Genomic DNA, 18,045 nt, shown 5'->3' with positions numbered 1-18,045 from the left:
GTGCCCCGACGGACACGCCCTAGTCCGCCGGCAGCGGCTCCGACTTGGGCGCCGGTGTCTCCCACGGGATCCGGGTGGCGCACAGCGTGACCACGAAGGCGCAGACGCAGACCAGGCCGAGGCCCCACGCCAGGCTACTGGCGTTCGCCACGAAGCCGATGAGTGGGGGGCCCGCCAGCAGGCCCGTGGTGCCCATCGCGGCGACCAGGGTCAGGGTGTCCGAGCCGCGTTTCGCCGCCGCCACGTAGACGCACGGGGTTACCGCCGCGACGCCCAGGCCCACCGCGCCGAAGCCGAGCAGGGCCGGGATCACGCCGCCCGCCAGCAGGGCCGTGCCCAGGCCCACCCCGGCGACCACGCTGCCCAGGACGACCACCCTGCCGTCGCCCCAGCGGGCGCGCCAGCCGTCGGCGAGGAGGCGGGCCGCCACCATCGCTCCGGAGACGACCGCGATGCCCAGCGGCGCGACCTGCTCCGACGCCAGTGCGATGTCCTCCATGTAGAGCGTGGACCAGTCGTTCATGGCTCCTTCGGCCACGGTGCCGAAGGCCATCGCACAGCACATCCAGAGGGTGACGCCGGTGGGCAGCGTCCAACCGGTGCGAGTGCGGGACGTCTTCTTCTCCTCGGTATCGGCAGGGGCTCCTTCGTCCGGGAGCAGTCCCGTACGCGCACAGGCGGCGAGGATCACGAGCAGCAGCGCCGCGACGCCGAAGTGGGCCACGACGGACGAGGTGACCGCGTTCATGCCGGAGGCGAGCAGCGCCGCCGCGAACGACCCGGCGCTGAACGTGGCGTGCAGCTTGGCCATGGTGTTGCGACCGTACGTGGTCTCCAGGGCCGCCCCCTGCGCGTTCATGGCGGTGTTCAGACACCCCACCAAGACGCCGTCCACGCCCATCACCAGCAGCGCCACCGGGTAGTTCGGCGCCACCGACAGGGCCAGCAGCATCAGGGTGAGGCCGAGGGCGGACAACAGCGCGAGCCGTTGCGAGCCCAGACGCCGCATCAGATACGCCACCAGGGGGAAGGACACGGCGGCGCCGACACCCGCCGCCATCAGGAAGAACCCGACCTCGGCCGACGTCAGGTGGAGATCGGCCTTGAACGCCGGGATGCGTGAGGCCCAGGTGGCGTACTGGAAGCCCAGGGAGGAGAAGAGGGCGGCCGTCGCCAACTGTCCGCGGAGGAAGGGGTCGTGGACACGGAGCACCGGGCTCAGCTCGCTTCGGGTAGGGGGGACGGGACGGCTGCTGCCGGGACGGTACGGGACATGTAGACGGCGCCCGCCGGGTAGCTGCCGGAAGCCACCGCGTCGGGGTGCGCGGTGAAGCCGCGCGCCGACCAGAACCGCTCGCTCCCGCCGACCGCGACGAGAGACATCCGCTCGTAGCCCTGGGACCGGGCTGTCCGGTCCAGATGTGCCACGAGGCGGCGGCCCAGGCCCTGTCGGCGGTACGCGGGAGCGATCACGATGTCGTGGAGATGGAGGTTGCCCGAGCGGAAGCCGGTCTCCTCCGGCCGCTCCAGGTCCGGGTACCGGCCGGCCGGGTAGGGAAGCGCGAGCAGATAGCCGGCCGGCCCGTCGGCGGTCTCCAGGAGGAAACAGGTGTCGGGCGAGGCGTCGGCCCGGGACCGCAGGGCGGTGCGCCCCTCGGAGAGGCCGAGCCCGGTGTACGCGTCGGACTCCAGGGCGACGACGGCGTCCCAGTCGCCCTCCCCGATGGGGCGGATCCGGATGCCGCCGTCCGCCGTCCCCCGCCTCCTGTCCGCCGCACGCGGCCCGCCGCCCGTCGTCGTACGGGGCAGCGGGGCTACGCCGTTGAAGCCCTCGGTCATGTAACTGACCCCGTACGCCCCGGTGGACAGGACCCACACCGGGTCACCGGAGGCCAGTGCGGCGGGTACCCGCACCGGGCGGTGCTCGGCGGCGTAGGCGTCGTCGCTGTCGCAGGTGGGGCCGGCGACCACGACGGGGACCGTGGGGGCGTCGTCGCGATGGGTGGGGAAGACGAGCCGGTACTGGAGCGCGTCCATCTCGTACAGCCCGTTGAACTTGCCGCAGCTCAGATAGAGCCAGTGCCTGCGGTCGCCGTCCGGCATCTCCCGCTCCGACAGCCGGACCACGCGGCCCCGGACGGCCCCCTGGTCCGCGACGAGGAAGCGCCCCGGTTCCATGACGAAGCGCAGCTGCTCGCCGTGGGTCCGGCGCAGTTGGGCCATGCCCTCGCGCAGTACGGCGAAGATCTTGTCGATCGGAGGGTCCAGCTGCACCCCGCGCCGGTCGGTGTAGCCCAGTGCGGGAAGACCGCCGCCGAGGTTGACGTGGTCGAGCACGATGCCTCGCCGGCCGAGGGCGTCCATGACATCGGCGATCCGCTCGACGGCGGCGTGCCAGGCGTCCGGGTCCATCTGCTGCGAGCCGACATGGACCGAGAGCCCGGCCGGGGTGAGGCCGAGCGACCTGGCTGTCTCCAGTACGCGTACGGCGTCCTCGGGCGAGCAGCCGAACTTGTCCTTGAGCCCCCACAGCGCTCCGCCGCCCGCCGTCGCCACCCGGCAGAAGACCCGGGCCCCCGGCGCGTGGGCCGCGACGGCCCGCACGTCCTCGACGCTGTCGGTGGCGAAGTCGGTGATGCCCATCCGGTGGGCCGCCGCGATGTCCTGGTCGGACTTGATGGTGTTGCCGTAGTGGATCCGGCCGACCGGCACCCCGGCCCGCAGTGCCTGGGCGAGTTCCGGAAGGCTCGCCCCGTCGACACCGCAGCCGTGGTCCGCCAGGTGCGCGATGACATCGTCCACCGGGCAGGCCTTCATGGCGAAGCGGATGTCGGTGCCGGGGAGTTCGTCGAGCAGTGTGCGGTACCGCTCTCCGATCCCGTCCAGGTCGAGAACGATCTGGTCGTGGTCGGCGCGCGTCAGCGCGTCGGTCAGTCCGTGAGCCGGCGCGTCCCTCAACTCATCCGCCGGCGCGTCCGTCAGCCGTGCCGGGAGTTCCTTCGTCACCGGCCCTCCCCCACCGGGTTGAGCACGGGCGTCCGGCGGGCCGCGCGCACCAGCCGCTCCCACTCCTCGGTGAGGAGGGCGAAATCCTCCATGTCGCTCCGCGCCTCGTCCAGGAGGCGGTCACAGTGCGGGGCCAGATGGTCGGCGAAGTCGGCGTAACGGCCGCCCAGTTTGCGGTACGCCGTGTCGAGGCGGCGCAGGCGCTCGCGGTTGTCGGCCGTGTCAACTCCGGTGCTCTCGCGGACGAGTTCGGCGACGGCGCGGGCGCGCACGTGCCCCTCCTTGTCGAGCAGGGTGTCCCCGGCACGGCCCAGAGCTTCGTAGACAACGTTGTAATAGAGCATCGAGAGCAGGAACTTGGCGAAGCGCGTCTGGTACGCGACGAACCCCGGGTCCGTCCGGCGCTCGGCCGTATAGAAGTTCACGATGTTGCGGTTGTGCAGGACGCCCGGCAGCCCGGCGTCGTACACGAGGTGGATCAGGAAGTAGTCGCTGCCGATGGTGTCGGTGGCGGGGGGCAGCGGGACGCGCCCGTGCACGCCGTGGAAGGCGATGTTGCACATGTCGACCCGCATGGGGTCGACCAGGGACAGCGTCGTACGGTCCTGGTCGAACGCGACACTGCCGGCGCCCCGGAAGGACTCGTCGACCAGTTCCCGCTTCTGTTCCGGAGACCAGTCGAGGGGAGCCCACAGGCTGACGACGTCGTGGTAGACGTCGCCGTCGATCGACTCGATCTCGTCGATGTCCACCGACGGCGGGCCGATGAAGGAGCTGCCGACCATGCTCACCGGCCGGTCCGCGTGCTCGGGGGCCAGTCTCGTCTCCGAGACGGACCGGGCGGCCTCCGCAGCCGGGCGGCCGAGCGAGGTCAGTTCATGGTGGATGGGGAAGACCGGTGCGCCGTCGGCCACTTGGTAGCGGCTGTCGGAGTCCCTGCGGTGGACCGACTCGCACCCGAGGGCGAAGCTGATCAGGAAGGCGCGGTTGGTGCAGGCGCCGTACGAGAGGGACTCCGGCAGCATGAGGCGCAGCAGCAGCTCGGGTTTGGTGGCATCGGCCCGGCCGATCGTCCGCTCCAGGAAGTCCTTCTGGCGGGCCCCGTCCAGGTGGTGGGGAACGACGCGCGGGTGCCCGGGAAGACGGCGCACGGCGGCGGCGTGCTCCTCGTACGTCGGGGTGTCGCAGGAGTCCAGGATCAGCAGGTGCACCTCGACGTCGAAGTGCTCGGCGGCGTGGACCGCCTCCGCGCCGATGGCCTCGATGGTCGCCGGGCAGGCCCGGTTGGTGGGCAGCGTCAGGCAGATTCTTCGCATGCCCGCTCCCCGTCGTGCTCGTCGAGGTCCTGTCCGCGCCAGCCCTTGAGACCCAGGAGCTTGCTGCCGAGTTCGTCGAGCGTGGCCCGGCCGTACCTCTCGGACTCGGGGCGGGTCGCGTCGCCCAGCAGCGTCCCGTTCCAGGTCGGTGTGGTGACGTCGCGCCAGGACTCGACGCGCTCGCGGCGCAGGCTCTGGTGGCCGTCGAGTGCGGGCATCATCGAGAGGTACTGCACCGCGCGCGCCTTGTCCTGCGAGCGGTTGGGGGCCACGCCGTGGGCCAGGAAGCCGTTGAAGATCAGCAGGTCGCCGGCCTCCAGATCGGGCCGTACGACGGGGAGTTCGGCCCGGTCGATCGCGGGGCGGATCGGGTCGCGGTCGGCCGGCTGGAGAGCCTTCCAGCGTTCGAATCCGCGGAAGAGCTCGGGGCAGCACTGGAAACCGCCCTGTTCCGCGTTGGTGTCGTTCAGGGCGATGATGCCCTGGACCCGCTGCGGCGGGATGCCCAGGGTGGAGTCCACGTCCCAGTGGAGGTTGATGTCGAAGCCCGTCTCACGGAATTCGATCAGGGACCGGTCACGGGTCTTGATGTTGGGCGGGTTGAGGTTCAACCGGTCCAGGGTGACCCAGAGTTCCTCGCAGTCCCACACGTCGGCGAACGCGTCGTAGACACGGCGGCTCTGGCGGCTCTCCCACAGAAGCTGGTGGTGGTACGCCTCCACGAAGCCGTAGATGTGCAGCTCCTGGTCCAGTTCGGAGCGGTACTCCCGCTCGTCGTACCAGGTCTCCGGGCGTTCGGGATCCAGGCCCTGGAAGTCCCAGGTGAAGTCCAGCAGACGCCGGGCGGACTCCGCCGGTATCGCCTGCTTCACCACGACGTAGCCGTAGGTCTGCCAGAAAGTGAAGTCCTCTTCGGACAGTACGCGAAGCGGGCGCGTCTTCTTGATGTCGCGCAGCGGTGTCTGGGCGAGGTAGGTCTCGCCGTCCGCGCTGAAGTAGGGGCGGTCGGTGGCGGCACGGTGGAGATACGGATTAGCCGTTGGCATGCGTTGCTCCGAGACTCGGTGGCGGAGTCGCGACAAAGGGAACGAACGGACGACACGGGGCGCGTCGTCGGCGGTCATGCCCGTCGGCGGCGCGCGCGGGTGAACACAGGGTCCGGCGCGGAGCGCTTCCGGATGCGAAGCGCGGTGCCTCTGTCGAGATCCCCTACGGCACGTGTGCACACAAAGTTGGACTAGACCAACTCGTATGTCAAACAGCTCCATCGGCGCGACGTAGCGTCAAAACCTCCTGACGGAACGTAAGTTCGCGAGCTGGGAGCACGCCCCCGCCGCCCGGGAAAGTCGATTCACGCGCGAGGCGGGCGAGTCGGGCCGCCGGCCGTGTTGCCCACCTCACACGCAGGCCCGACGATCACTTGACGTGGGGGTTGGCTCTTGACGCGGGGGGTCGGCCTGGGTTCAGACTATTGGTCCATACCAAAGATCGCGGCGCCGGCCCACGCGAAAGGCACAGATCATGTCAAGCGGACACAGCAAGGAGCTGCGGCGGCTTGCCCTCTCCCTCCTCCAGCCAGGGTTCGTGGGCACGACCGCGCCGGAGTGGATACTCCGCGAGATCCGGAACGGCCTCGCGTCCGTGGTGCTCTTCTCCCGCAACATCGTCTCCACCGAGCAGGTCGCCCGGCTCACCGCTCAACTACGCGCGGAGAATCCCGAGTTGATCATCGCCATCGACGAGGAGTCCGGCGACGTCACCAGGATCGAGTCCGCGACCGGCTCCACCCGGCCCGGCAACTACGCCCTGGGCGTCGCCGACGACACGGAGCTCACCGCCTCCGTGGCCGCCGATCTGGGACGCCAACTGCGCGCCGTGGGTGTCAGCCTGGACTACGCGCCGAGCGTCGACGTCAACTCCAACCCCGACAACCCCATCATCGGCGTGCGGTCGTTCGGGGCCGAGCCCGAGGCCGTCTCCCGGCACGCCGGCGCCTGGGTACGGGGCCTCCAGTCGGCCGGTGTCGCGGCTTGCGCCAAGCACTTCCCCGGGCACGGGGACGTGGCCGTCGACTCCCATCACAGCCTCCCCTGTTACACCGCGTCCCGGGAGCGGATCGCCGTCGAGGCACTGCCGCCCTTCCGGGCCGCGCTGGACGCCGGAGTGCGCGCCGTCATGAGCGGTCACCTCCTGGTGCCCGCGTACGACCCGGATCTTCCGGCAACGCTCAGCCGTCGCATTCTCGTCGATCTGCTCCGCCACGAGCTGGGCTTCGACGGCCTGATCGTCACCGACGCCATCGAGATGGGCGCGGTCACCGAACGCTACGGGATCGAGGGCGCGACCGTCCGGGCCGTGGTCGCCGGTGCGGACGCGATCTGTGTGGGCGGCGAGAACGCCGACGAGGGCACCACCACGCGGCTCGCCGACGCGCTGTGCGACGCCGTCATCGGCGGCGAGCTGTCCGAGGACCGCCTCGCGGACGCGGTGGACAGGGTGGGTGCGTTCGCGCGCTGGTCCACCGAGCTGCGCCGGGGTGAGCCGGACGCCACGGGGGACGAGGCCATCGGGCTGGTCGCCGCCCGCCGGGCTCTCCGGCTGACCGGCTCCGTACGGGACGCGCTGCCGCTGTCCGCCGCGCCGCACGTGGCGGAACTGGTGCCGGTCACCAACCTGGCCGTCGGCAACGAGACCCCGTGGGGCGTCGCCCTCCCGCTGAGCGAACGGCTCCGCGGGACCACCTCGGTCCGGGTGCATGGCGACGCCCTGCGTGAACCGGGCACCGCGGTGGACGCCTGCGGCCTGGAAGCCGCCTCGGGACGCCCCCTGGTCGTCGTCGTCAGGGACTCCGCCAGGCACCTGTGGATGGGCAAGGCGCTCGCCGAGATCACCGCGGTACGCCCGGACGCGCTCGTGGTCGAGATGGGCCTGCCCGGTCCGGACACCGGAGCGGCACGCATCTGCACACACGGTGCGTCGGCGGCTTCGGGAATCGCCGCGGCGGAACTGCTCACGGGCGCACACTGAAACGGCCCGCCGGGTGATCGCGACGATCACGATCACGGCCGTGGCGAGCACCCCGCTGTCGGGCCGGTAACGAGCCGTCGGCCGTTACGATGACCGTCGAACGTGGCGGGGGGCGGCTGTGGACTTCGGGGTGTTGGGCCCGCTGACCGTGCGGCGGGCCGGCGTACCGGTGGAACTGGGCACACCGAAAGGGCAGTTGGTCCTGGCTGTCCTGCTGCGCCGGCCGGGCCGGCCGGTCTCCGGCGATGCGCTGGCGGAGGCGGTCTGGGGCGATGAGCAGCCGAAAAGCGCCGCCAAGAACGTGCAGACGTACGTCCACCGGCTCCGGCAGCGCCTGGGGGAGCCGGGACGTATCGCCAGGGAGGGCCCCGGCTATCTGCTGCGCGCCGACCGCGACGAGCTGGACGCGGCGCGGTTCGAGGATCTGGTGGACATGGCCCGAGCGGCGCTCGTAGCCGGTGATCCCCCTCAGTCACGGCGGCTCTACGACGAGGCCCTCGGGCTCTGGCGGGGACCCGCGTTCGCCGGGCTCGCCGACGTACCGGCCCTGACCTCGGAGGCCGCCCGCCTGGACGAGCTGCGGCTCGGCGTGCTCGAAGAGCGGATCGACGTCGACCTCCGGCTCGGCCGGCACGGCGAGCTGCTCGGCGAGCTGACCGCGCTGACGATGGAGCACCCGTTCCGCGAGCGGATGTGGGCCCAGCTCATGCTCGCGCTGTACCGCTGCGGCCGGCGGGCGGACGCGCTGCTGGCGTACCTCCAGGTCCGGGACATCCTGGCGGAGGAGACCGGTCTGGAACCGGGGCGGAGGCTGCGGGACCTGCACCGGACGATTCTCGGCGAGGAACCGACGGACGATCCGGCGGAAGGTCACACGGCGGATCCAGCGGCGGACCCAACGGCACATCCGGCGGCGCATCCGGCCGTCGCGACCGCGAGAAGCGAGCACCCGAACGCCAACACCGCCCGGATGCTGCCTCCCACACTCGGCGACTTCAGCGGCCAGCGGGCCGAGTTGGCGGAGATCGAGGCGGCCCTCGGCAAAGACCGCGCCGCCGACCGGCCGGCCGCGGTGGTGACGATCTCGGGCCCCGGCGGAATCGGCAAGACCGCGCTCGCGGTCCAGGCCGCGCACCGTCTCAAGTCGGCTTACCCCGACGGGCAGTTGTTCGCGACGCTGGCCGGTACGCGCAGCCAGCCGGCCGAACCGGCCACCGTACTGGGCCGCTTCCTGCGCGCACTCGGAGTGCCCGCCACCGCGGTGCCGGACGATCCGGAGGAACGTACCGATCTCTACCGGAGCCTGCTCGCGGAGCGCCGGATCCTGGTGGTGCTCGACGACGCGTTCGACGAGGAGCGGTTGGCGCCGCTGATGCCGGCCAGCGGTACGTGCGGGGTGATCGTCACCGGCCGCGTACGGCTCGGCGGGCTCGGCGGCGCGCACCGGGTACAGCTCCGCGAGATGTCCGAGCCCGACAGCCTGGGCATGCTGCGCGACAGCACCGGCGACCGGCTGGCATCGGCCACATCGGCGGAGCTGTCCGACCTGGTCCGGCTCTGCGCGCGGCTGCCGCTCGCGCTGCGGATCGTCGGTTCGCTCCTGGTGTCACGACCGCACTGGCGCGTGGCGGACCTCGTGTCACGGCTGGCGGACGAACAGCATCGGCTGGACGCGCTCCGCTACCGCGATCTTGAGGTACGGGCCAGTTTCGGGCTGAGTTACGAAGGGCTACGGCCCGGGGCGCGGCGGCTGTTCCGGCTCCTCGGGCTCCTGGAGGCACCCGACTTCCCGCTCTGGGCGGCAGCCGCCGCGGTCGACACCGAACTGCGCGCGGCCCAGGAACTCCTCGACGAGCTGGTCGACGTCCATCTGCTCGACGTCACCGGAACGCCCAACGGCCAGGCCCGTTACGGTTTCCACGATCTGATCCGCGCCTACGCGAGGGAACGCGCGGAGGTGGAGGACTCGGCGGAGGTCCGGGACGCGGCCGTCGTCCGCGTCCTCAGCGCCCTTCTGGCTCTCACGGACATCGCCGACCGCGACCACATGGGACAGAACATGTTCCAGCGGGACGCCTCCCGTTGGCGGCCGGAGCGGGTGGAGGCGAGTCTGCCGGCGTCCGTGGCTCCGATGGTGTCGCTGGACTCGGAACGTATCCCGCTGGTGACAGGTGTGCGACAGGCCGCGGAGCTGGGCAGGGACGAGCTCTGCTGGGAACTGGCCGTGGGCGGGCACGCGTTGTTCGAGACGGAGCGGTACTTCGACGACTGGCAGGAGTGCTACGAGACGGCGATGCGCCTGGCCACCGCCGCGGGCAATGTGCGGGGCCGGGCCAGACTGCTCATCTCGATGGCCGGTCTGAGCTACACCCGGCGCAGGTACGGTCCGGCCGAGGAGTCCAACACCGAGGCCATGGGCCTCTTCGAGCGGATGGGGGACCGGCGGGGTTACCTGGAGGCGCTGAGCAACGCGCCGTTCTTCCTCGTGCCCAACGGACGTCTGACCGAGGCGATCGCGGCGGGCCGCGAGGCGTGGGAACGGCTCAACGCCGCCGGGCAGGAGGCCGCCGCACTGCACGCGTACTCACAGGTCGGTCTCGCTCATCTCCAGGCGGGGCGGCCGGAGGTCGCGGCGGAGGTTCTCGCGGAGATCGTCGCCGGGGCACGGAAGCAGGGAATCCGCACCCTGATCGCGCGGGACACCTACTGGCTCGGCCAGGCGCAGCTCGCGCTCGGCCGGCACGCGGACGCGGCGGAGTCGTTCACCGAACTGACCGCGTGCGTACGGGACATCGGGTCGGCGGGCGCGTTCTACACCGCCCACGCCTGGGGCTGTCTCCATCTGGCCCGGGGTGAGTACGCCGACGCGCGCCGCCGTCTTCTCGAAGGCGTCGAATTCGCGCGCACGACCCATGACCCCATGTTCGAGGCCCGAGTTCTCGTCGACCTCCTCGATCTCCGCCTGTACGACCCGCACGACGGTCGTGACCTGCGAGCCGCGATCGAGCGGGGCGTGCACGCGGTGGAGGTGGCGCGCGGGATCGACTATCCGTATCTGCTCGCGGGTGTCCTGGAGAAGCTGGCGCGACTGCGGTCCGCGGCGGGTGACGAGAGCGCCGCGCGGAAGCTGGCGGACGAGGTGGCGGCGGTGCGAGCCAGAATCCGCTGAGCGGTACGGCTCCGAGCCGTGCCGGACACCTCGTATTCCCGGCGTGTGCCCGCCGTATTCCGGTGCGTGTCACTGTGCGCCTCGGCAACGAAAGGCCGTCGGCGGGCCGCTCAAGCAGGTCCACCCGCGCTGCCGGTCATTTCTTGAGGCAATATCAGTGAGGTAACAGCAGTGCACAAGGGACGTATCGCATTCGCCGCCGCTCTGGTCACCATGGCGCTCGGGCTCTCCGCGTGCAACGGCGACGACGAGGGGGCGGCGGCACAGGACTCACCGGCGGCATCGACCTCGGACCCGGCCGAGGACCCGGACCCGGACCCGGACCCGGCCTCGTCCGAGCCGAGCGCCGAGGGCGGGGACACCACCGCGCCGGGCACGGAACTCAAGGTCGGCGACAGGGCTGTTGTGCCGTTCGAGTACACGAGCGAGAAGAAGGGCACCATCGCCGTGACGGTCACGGCGATCGAGAAGGGCGCCGAGGCGGACATGGCCGCCTTCGGCGAGAAGGCGGCGGGAATGACGCCGTACTTCATCAAGATGAAGGTGGAGAACGTCGGGGGCACCGACCTGTCGTACGCGTCGCTGAAGCTGAACGGCGTGCTGGACGGTGGCGGCGCCACGGGTGTCGTCCTGATCGGCGACATCCCGGGCAAGTGCGACAACGAGACCGCGCCCGCCGAATTCACCACCAAGGACGCGTCCTACGAGACCTGCTCACTCAGCGCAACGAAGGGCACCGCGGTCACGTCCGCGTCCTTCGACGAGGGCGACGCGTACAGCGACAGCCCGGTCACCTGGTCCAACTGACACCTCACGCACGTCCGTTGGCCGGCGCCGACGGCGTCGCGGCACCATCGAAGCGGCTCCACGACGCACCCCCGGGCCGGCGGCCCGGGGGTGTCGCCCGGATCGGGCCATGTCTACCAGCGCAGTTCGCCCGCCTCGTCCGAGAAGGTTCCTGTCGAGCCGTCGACGAGGGCGATCTGCCACCGGAGACCGATCCGGGGCTGCTGGCCCGCTATGTCACCACCTTGGCGTTCGGCATCGCGGTGCAGGCCGCGAGCGGTGTCTGCCGCGACGAGCTCCGGGCGATGACCGACGCGGCCCTGCGGAACTGGCCGCTCTGACCTTGTCCGGGAACTCTCCCGGAGTTGTCCGCGATCGGTAACGGACGCATCCCACCGCCCCCATGCCTCGTCCTGTCAGTTGGTCGTCAGGCCACCGAGGATCAACGGGATCGCGCATAAGGGGTGGACATGGCACGGCACAGCGGCGGGCGTGGCTGGTACGGCAAGTTGATCGGGGCGGCGCTCGGAGTGACGATGCTCGCCACCGGTGCCTCGGTGTGGACCACGCACGCCGTAACCCCGGGTGACTCCTCGGCGAAGCCCAGCGCGCCGGCCACGCCGGGTGGTGACATCAAGCCGGTCGCGGCGACCATCGCGCACGCCTCGGAGGCGGGGGAGCGCGGGGTCAACATCACCATCGACGACGGCCCCGACCCCGTGTGGACCCCCCAAATGCTCGACCTGCTGCGGGAGTACGAGGTGAAGGCCACGTTCTGCATGGTCGGGACGCAGGCGCAGGCCCACCCCGACCTCGTGAAGAAGGTGGTCGCGGACGGGCACCGGTTGTGCGACCACTCGGTGTCGCACAACACCGCCATGGACAAGGATTCCCAGACCTACCAGTCGCAGCAGATCCTCGACGCCGAACGCATGATCACCAAGGCGTCCGGGGGCGTACGGCCGATGTACTACCGCGCGCCCGGCGGCGCCTTCACCCCGTACAGCCGCCAACTCGCCGCTTCCCGGGGCATGCGCCCGCTGGGCTGGAACGTGGACACCAAGGACTTCGAGCGCCCGGGTACGGCCGCCATCGTCGCCACGGTGGAACGGGAGTTGCCCAACGGACCGACGCTCCTGTTCCACGACGCCGGCGGCGACCGCACCCAGACGGTGGAGGCCCTGCGCCAACTCCTCCCCCAACTCAAGGAGCAGGGCTACTCGTTCGGCTTCCCGGTGCGCTGAGCGATGCGTGAAGCGACGCATGGATGGCCGATGCGCTCGATCTCATCGGCGACGAACGAGAAGTCGGCCTCCGCGTTGAGCGACGACACGAGTGCGGGAGTCACCGGTCGCAACGCGTACACATGGCGTACCGCTTCCAGGTCCACGGGAACCTCGTAGTAGTCCTCGGCGAATCGCCGGTACGCCTCGGGGGAACGTTCCACCAAGAGTCGGAAGAGACTGTCCGCCCCGTCCGGGTCTTCGCGGCCCGGCGGAAAATCAATCGTTCCATGTCTCCAGCGGTCGTCCGGGGCCTCGCGCCATATACAGGCCGTCGCGACAGGCACGTTGTCCTCGTCGCTGAACGCCGGCTCCTCGACCCACGACCGGAACGCCGTGGGAACCTCGTCCATCACACCCGGCCAGAGCTCACCGTCGTTGACGTACGGGCTCATCGGCGACTCGTGGTCGAAACCGCGCACATAGGCGCCGACCGGCGAGAAGACGATGGAGTAGTCGTCACCCGAGCCGTTGCGCATCGAGGCCATCTCCTCGCCCTCGGCCCAGGCGGAGTCGAAGGAGTAGTACCGGAACTCCCAGTCCGGGCTGAGGATCGTATCGAGCACCGCCAAGGAACGGCACAGGTTCCGCAGGTCGGCGATGGCGGGGAGTCGGCGCGCGACGTCGTATGCGGTCATGGGCTCATTCAACCCGCCGCCTCTGACAGCGGGACGGCACCTCGATGGGCGAAGTACGCGCACTGTCACAGGTTCTCGACCGCGCAACCGGGCACGCCCGTTCCCCTCTCTTGCAGTGCGGCCCGACCGGCCACGCCCATCGACCGCGCACCAGGCGAGGAGACATCCCCCATGTCCGAGACAGCAACTTCCCTGATCCCACGTCTTCGTGGCCGGGCGCTGGGGTTGGCCGCGGCCGGTACGGCCCTCGTTCTCGCCGTGCCGGTGCCGGCGACCGCCGTGGTCGGGCAGAGCCGAGCCGCCGCCGAGCCCGTCTCCGTCATGACGTACACCGCCAGGGAACGCCGCGAGGCCCTCGCCTACTGGACCACCGCCCGGATGAAGGCCGTCGGCAAGTCCGTGGACCTCGGTCCCACCGGGCCCAAGGCCAAGCCGTACCGGGGCGTCGCCCTCAAGACCGTGGGGCGGCTCTTCTTCGTCAACACCAACGGCGCCGACACCTGGTGCACGGCCACCGCCGTCAAGAGCGCCAACCGCTCCGCCGTGATGACCGCCGCGCACTGCGTCCGCCGCGGCTCCTCCCCCGGCAACACCAACACCACCATGGTGTTCGTCCCCGGCTACAGCAAGGGCAAGCAGCCGTACGGCGCTTTCGCGGTCCGCACCGCCGCGAGCCCGCGTGCCTGGGTGAACGACTCCACCGATGACATCTCCGCGCTGGTCGTCGACGCCGACAAGAAGGGCCGCAAACTCACCGACGTCGTGGGCGGCCAGGCCATCGCCTTCAACCGCGCCGTCGGCGGCACCGTCTCCGCCCTCGGCTACTCCGCCACCCGCCCGCAGCGCGGCGAGGAACTCCTGCGCTGCGTCGGCAAGGCGAAGAAGGAGAACGGTATGCAGGCCATTCCCTGCGACATGACCGGCGGCTCCAGCGGCGGCCCGTGGCTGGCCGAATTCGACACCACCACCGGCAAGGGCGTCCTTGTGTCGGTCAATGGCTCGCTGGACGCATTGACGCCGACCAAGATGTACGGAGAGGTGTTGGGGGCCACGGCGAAGAAGGTGTACGACCGGGCCCAGAAGGGCTGAGTCCCGCCATTCGGAAACGAAAACGCTCGGCTGGGAAATCCCAGCCGAGCGCAGACGGAATTTAGGCCGCCGGATCAGATCGTGGGTGTGTCGTCCACTACTTCCTTGTGGGGTTCGACAATGAACTTCCAGCCCTCGCTGGGCTCCAGAAAACGCACCCGGGTCGGGTAGATGTCCAACGCGCGGCGGTCGCGGTTCTGGCTCGCGCTCTTGCGCCCCCGGACCGGCTCTTCGAACAGGTCGACCTTGACGTCCGGCACCTCGACGACTTCCTCGCTCCAGCGCTGGACGATCCCCGCGCCGAACGCGTCCCGCGCGGCGGAGTAGAGCGCCTCCAGCGCCTCCCTGTTCCCGTTGGGCACGAAGAGCGCGAGATTCAGGACGACGCCGGCGCTCCGGAGAACCTCGATTTCCTCCCCCGCCTTGTCGGCGACCCAGATCCCGCGCTCGTCGGCGTTGTCCGGGAGAACATGGATTTCCTCGCCGAATACCGTCCGCGTGGCGAAGGACCCTCCTTCTGAATTCTTTCCCGGCTCCGAAAGGAATGCCGGAGCGTAGCAGTCGAGAGGAAGGCCATCCATCTCCGCCGAGACGAAGATGGCGTCCTGGACGCCCAACTCTGAGACCTCGCCGGCCGTAAGACGTCGAGCCGTAACCTTCTCGGTATTCACGCCATTCCCCTTTTTCTCGTGGCGTCCTGTGAAATTCATTAAGACTCTACCACGAAAAAGATCGGCCGGTTCCTCTTGTGCATGTCCGCGTATTCGGTGCCGATTTCGGCAACGAAGTCGCACCGAAGTCGGCACCGAATAGGAATGCGAGGAGGCTTGGCCGAATCACAACAGAGCGGTTAATTGGCGCCGTCCTACGCCCCGCCGCCCGGCGGGTCCGTACGGTCCGCGAAGACGCCTTCCAGGATGCCGGTGGCCTGGCCGATCTCGATCAGGTAGCCGTCCGGATCCTTGAGATAGCAGCGGAGTTCGGCCTTGCGGTCGAGCGGCTCGGTGAGGAACCGCGCGCCCTTCGCGGTCGCCTGCTCGTAGAAAGCCGCGATGTCCGCCACCCGTACGTTGAGAAACGAGGACACGGGGTCACCGGCTTCGGGGGCGGTGAGGATGACGTCGGGCTTGTCGGGTGTGGGGCCGCCGCCCGGGTTCATGATGATCCAGCCGTTGGCGATCTTCACGATGCAGGGGTTCTCCTCCAGCACCACCTCCCCGCCGAAGATGTCGGCGTAGAAGCGGCGCGAGGCCACGACGTCCCGGACGGTCAGGAAGTGGGTCAGAACCAGGCCCTCGGCGGGGGTCGGCAGGTTGCCACGGGGAGTCATGAGAGTCGTCCTTCCCACGGATGCGAGCGGTCCCCGTTCCGTCCACCTTGCGCAGCGTTCCGCTCCCCTGCAACTTGTCCTACGGGCCCCGGGGCGGGCCCCGCGCGGACGGGAGCGGACGGACAAGGGCGCCCCCCGGGAAGGGGGCGCCCTTGTCTCAGCGTGCGGTCAGGGTCGGGGCGTGTCAGGCCGCCGAGTTGGACCGGCGTCGACGGGCCGTGAAGACCGCCGCCGCGCCGAGGGCCAGCGCGCCGCCGGCCGCCGCGGCGAACTGCGGCAGGAGCGAGGACGAGCCCGTGCTGGCGAGGGAGCCGTCGTCGTCGGAGGAGTTCTTCACGGTGCCGGACGTACCGCCCTGCGGCTTGTTGTCCGAGGCCGGCGGCGTGGTCCCGCCGGGCTTGGCGTCGTCGACGTCGTCATCCACCGTGCTGCCGGCGGACAGGAGATCGAAGGCGTACTCGGTGGCGAAGTTGCCGCCGCAGGACTCGTCGAAGTTGGAGTACTCGCCGGAGACGAAGGCGAGACCGTGCCCGGCCGGGGCCTTGGCGTCGATCTTCAGGCGCAGCTTCACATCGATGTGGGCGCCGGCCTTCAGCGGGCTGATGGTCCCGGCCTTGTGGTCATCTCCCACGTTCTGCCAGGCCGGGAACGCGGCGGTCGACCACTGGAGTTGGAAGGCGTCGTCGATGACGTTGTAGCCGCCCTTGTCCGTCGCGTGGAAGTTGACGCTCGGGGAGACCCTGTCCATGGACTTCTTCGTGCCGTTCGTCACGCGCACCGAGAAGCTGGTCGTGGCGCCCGCGACCAGCTTGGACGGCAGGCCGGTGACGACGGTGGTGAGCTTGCCCTCGGGGACACAGCTCGGCTCCTCCGGCTCCCCCGCCTCCTCCTGGGCGTCGGCGAGCGCCTTGTCGGCGGCCTCCTTCTCCTTGAGGGCCTCCTTCAGGGCGTTCTGAACCTTGCCGTACTCCCGTACGGCCGCCACGCGGGCGTCGTCGCGGGCGCGGTCGGCCGCCGTGGCCTTCTCGTCGGCGGTGGTCTTGGCGCCCGCCGCGGACGCGGCGGCGGTCTCGGCGTCGGTGACGGCCTTCTCGGCGGCCGTCTTCTCCTCGTCGGTGGCGGTCTCGGGCAGCGCGGCGAGTGCGGCCTTGGCGTCGGCGAGCGCCGTGTCGGCGTTCGCCTTCGCGGTGGCGGCGGCGGTCGCCTCCGCCCTGGCGGCCTTCGCGGCGACGCTGAGAGGCGCGTCGTCGGAGAGAGCCGCGTCGAGGACCACCCTGGCTGCCTGGTGCGCGGCTTCGGCGTCGTCGTACGCCTTCTGCGCCTTCTCGGCGGCCTTTTCGAGTTCCTCGATGGAGGGCTTGTCCTGCGAGCCCCGCTGCTGCGCCTGCGACGCGACGGACGCCTTGGCGTCGGCGAGCGCGGGGGTGACGGAGAGCAGGACTACGGGGGTGGTGACGGCGGCGACAACGGCCGTGGCAAGCATGCGGCGAATCTTCAACGGAGTCCTTCACGGGTCCGAAAAACAGGTGAGAAAGCGGGATTTGAAAGCTGGTGCGAAAGGTGTTGAGGCAACCCCAGCGGTGGCATCACGCGGGGCTTCGCCCGGATCGTATGACCGAAAACACCGCTGGCGGAAGCACGTTAAACGGGCGAAGGGTGTGGCACGGAGCCCTCACGTGCCGGACAATCGCCGCATAGGGGGATAGTTGCTTTCCCCACACAGGTCACTTTTGTGATCCATGTCATTGCATGGAGGGCAAGGTGTGACGCCTCCCCGGCCCTCGGTGCCGCCCTCGCGAACTCCGGCCGCCGATCATTGACGCCGTGGCGTCCCGCGCACGGCCGCCGGCACCACTGCCGGCGGCCGTGCAACGGGACCCAGGGGTCGAACGAATCAGCGGCGGCCGAAGATCTCGCGGTCCGGGCCGAGGTGGAGGAAGGTCGTTTCGCCCGTGGCGTCGTCCAGGCCGTCATTGTCCGTCACCGCGTAGACCTCGCCGTTCCCGGCCGCGGTCAGGCCCTCCAGCTTCTCCTGCGTCCAGCCGTTCCCCGCGCGGAGGTCGGGCAGGACGTCGTGGGCCAGCTTCTTCGGGAGGACGCGCAGCGGGCCCGACAGGGCCGGCGAACTCGGGAGGTCGACCGTGTAGATCCGCTTGGTCTTCGCGGACGGGCCGTTCAGCTTGTCCCGTTCGATCACCGCGAGCTTGTCGCCGACCGCCGTGATCTCGGAGAGGCCGATCCAGTCGCCCGGCGTGGTGGTGGTGCCGATCCGGTAGCCGTACCAGCTCCAGCTGTCGGCCTCGACGTCGTACCGGCCGAGGCGGACCGTGCCCGCCGGGTCCGTCTTGACCTCGCGCTGGAGCGTCGCCCAGACCACCTCGTGGCCCCGGCGGTCGGTGGT

Annotated in this window: 15 protein-coding genes and 1 pseudogene; 6 read left to right on the top strand and 10 right to left on the bottom strand. The window is 70.2% G+C overall.

The window, feature by feature from the left end:
* Positions 1-19: 19 nt before the first annotated feature.
* From ACFWV8_RS23630 to ACFWV8_RS23610, 5 genes and pseudogenes are all read right to left on the bottom strand, one after another.
* Positions 20-1,213, bottom strand: a complete 1,194-nt coding sequence (locus tag ACFWV8_RS23630) for an MFS transporter (protein WP_384206031.1) — start codon at positions 1,211-1,213, stop codon at positions 20-22.
* A 5-nt stretch (positions 1,214-1,218) separates the two neighbouring features.
* Positions 1,219-1,725 (bottom strand): GNAT family N-acetyltransferase, encoded by a 507-nt coding sequence (locus tag ACFWV8_RS23625; protein ID WP_384206357.1) that lies wholly within the window; start codon positions 1,723-1,725, stop codon positions 1,219-1,221.
* A gap of 57 nt (positions 1,726-1,782) precedes the next feature.
* A pseudogene (locus tag ACFWV8_RS23620) lies at positions 1,783-2,958 on the bottom strand (type III PLP-dependent enzyme); the annotation flags it as partial.
* 44 nt (positions 2,959-3,002) lie between these two features.
* Positions 3,003-4,322 (bottom strand): DUF6271 family protein, encoded by a 1,320-nt coding sequence (locus ACFWV8_RS23615; protein WP_384206028.1) that lies wholly within the window; start codon positions 4,320-4,322, stop codon positions 3,003-3,005.
* The gene (locus ACFWV8_RS23610) at positions 4,304-5,368 is read right to left on the bottom strand and encodes a phytanoyl-CoA dioxygenase family protein (RefSeq protein ID WP_384206022.1); all 1,065 of its coding nucleotides are present in this window, start codon (positions 5,366-5,368) and stop codon (positions 4,304-4,306) included. The genes ACFWV8_RS23615 and ACFWV8_RS23610 overlap by 19 nt, the downstream gene beginning before the upstream one ends.
* A 472-nt stretch (positions 5,369-5,840) precedes the next feature.
* On the opposite strand from ACFWV8_RS23610, the gene ACFWV8_RS23605 reads away from it, so the two are divergent.
* The 5 genes from ACFWV8_RS23605 (at position 5,841) to ACFWV8_RS23585 (ending at position 12,548) form a co-directional block, all read left to right on the top strand.
* Positions 5,841-7,349 carry a glycoside hydrolase family 3 protein gene (locus tag ACFWV8_RS23605; RefSeq protein ID WP_384206352.1) on the top strand — a complete coding sequence of 503 codons (1,509 nt, stop codon included), beginning with the start codon at positions 5,841-5,843 and terminating at the stop codon, positions 7,347-7,349.
* Between the two features lie 118 nt (positions 7,350-7,467).
* Complete coding sequence (locus ACFWV8_RS23600; protein WP_384206015.1) at positions 7,468-10,518, top strand: BTAD domain-containing putative transcriptional regulator; 3,051 nt, start codon at positions 7,468-7,470, stop codon at positions 10,516-10,518.
* Positions 10,519-10,689: 171 nt separating this feature from the next.
* Positions 10,690-11,325, top strand: coding sequence for a hypothetical protein (locus tag ACFWV8_RS23595; RefSeq protein ID WP_384206008.1), 636 nt, complete (start codon positions 10,690-10,692; stop codon positions 11,323-11,325).
* 17 nt (positions 11,326-11,342) lie between these two features.
* Positions 11,343-11,645 carry a hypothetical protein gene (locus tag ACFWV8_RS23590; RefSeq protein WP_384206002.1) on the top strand — a complete coding sequence of 101 codons (303 nt, stop codon included), beginning with the start codon at positions 11,343-11,345 and terminating at the stop codon, positions 11,643-11,645.
* A gap of 129 nt (positions 11,646-11,774) precedes the next feature.
* On the top strand, positions 11,775-12,548 hold the full coding sequence (locus ACFWV8_RS23585; protein ID WP_384205999.1) for a polysaccharide deacetylase family protein: 774 nt from the start codon (positions 11,775-11,777) through the stop codon (positions 12,546-12,548).
* Here the strand turns inward: ACFWV8_RS23585 and ACFWV8_RS23580 are convergent.
* Positions 12,521-13,225, bottom strand: a complete 705-nt coding sequence (locus tag ACFWV8_RS23580; protein ID WP_384205994.1) for a hypothetical protein — start codon at positions 13,223-13,225, stop codon at positions 12,521-12,523. The genes ACFWV8_RS23585 and ACFWV8_RS23580 overlap by 28 nt on opposite strands.
* A gap of 171 nt (positions 13,226-13,396) precedes the next feature.
* On the opposite strand from ACFWV8_RS23580, the gene ACFWV8_RS23575 reads away from it, so the two are divergent.
* Entirely contained in the window at positions 13,397-14,314 is a 918-nt protein-coding gene (locus ACFWV8_RS23575) for a trypsin-like serine peptidase (RefSeq protein ID WP_384205988.1), read from the top strand.
* Positions 14,315-14,388: 74 nt separating this feature from the next.
* Here the strand turns inward: ACFWV8_RS23575 and ACFWV8_RS23570 are convergent, their stop codons facing one another.
* The 4 genes from ACFWV8_RS23570 to ACFWV8_RS23555 all read right to left on the bottom strand — a co-directional run.
* The gene (locus ACFWV8_RS23570; protein ID WP_384205981.1) at positions 14,389-14,985 is read right to left on the bottom strand and encodes a hypothetical protein; all 597 of its coding nucleotides are present in this window, start codon (positions 14,983-14,985) and stop codon (positions 14,389-14,391) included.
* Positions 14,986-15,179: 194 nt separating this feature from the next.
* Entirely contained in the window at positions 15,180-15,644 is a 465-nt protein-coding gene (locus ACFWV8_RS23565) for a VOC family protein (protein ID WP_384205975.1), read from the bottom strand.
* 184 nt (positions 15,645-15,828) lie between these two features.
* Positions 15,829-17,127, bottom strand: a complete 1,299-nt coding sequence (locus ACFWV8_RS23560; protein WP_384205967.1) for a peptidase — start codon at positions 17,125-17,127, stop codon at positions 15,829-15,831.
* A gap of 411 nt (positions 17,128-17,538) precedes the next feature.
* The coding region (locus tag ACFWV8_RS23555) for an esterase-like activity of phytase family protein (RefSeq protein ID WP_384205960.1) at positions 17,539-18,045 on the bottom strand (507 nt) is incomplete at its 5' end.

It is taken from the genome of Streptomyces sp. NPDC058665, assembly GCF_042714995.1.
Lineage (GTDB): Bacteria > Actinomycetota > Actinomycetes > Streptomycetales > Streptomycetaceae > Streptomyces.
This window is presented reverse-complemented; position numbering and strand designations above follow the sequence as displayed.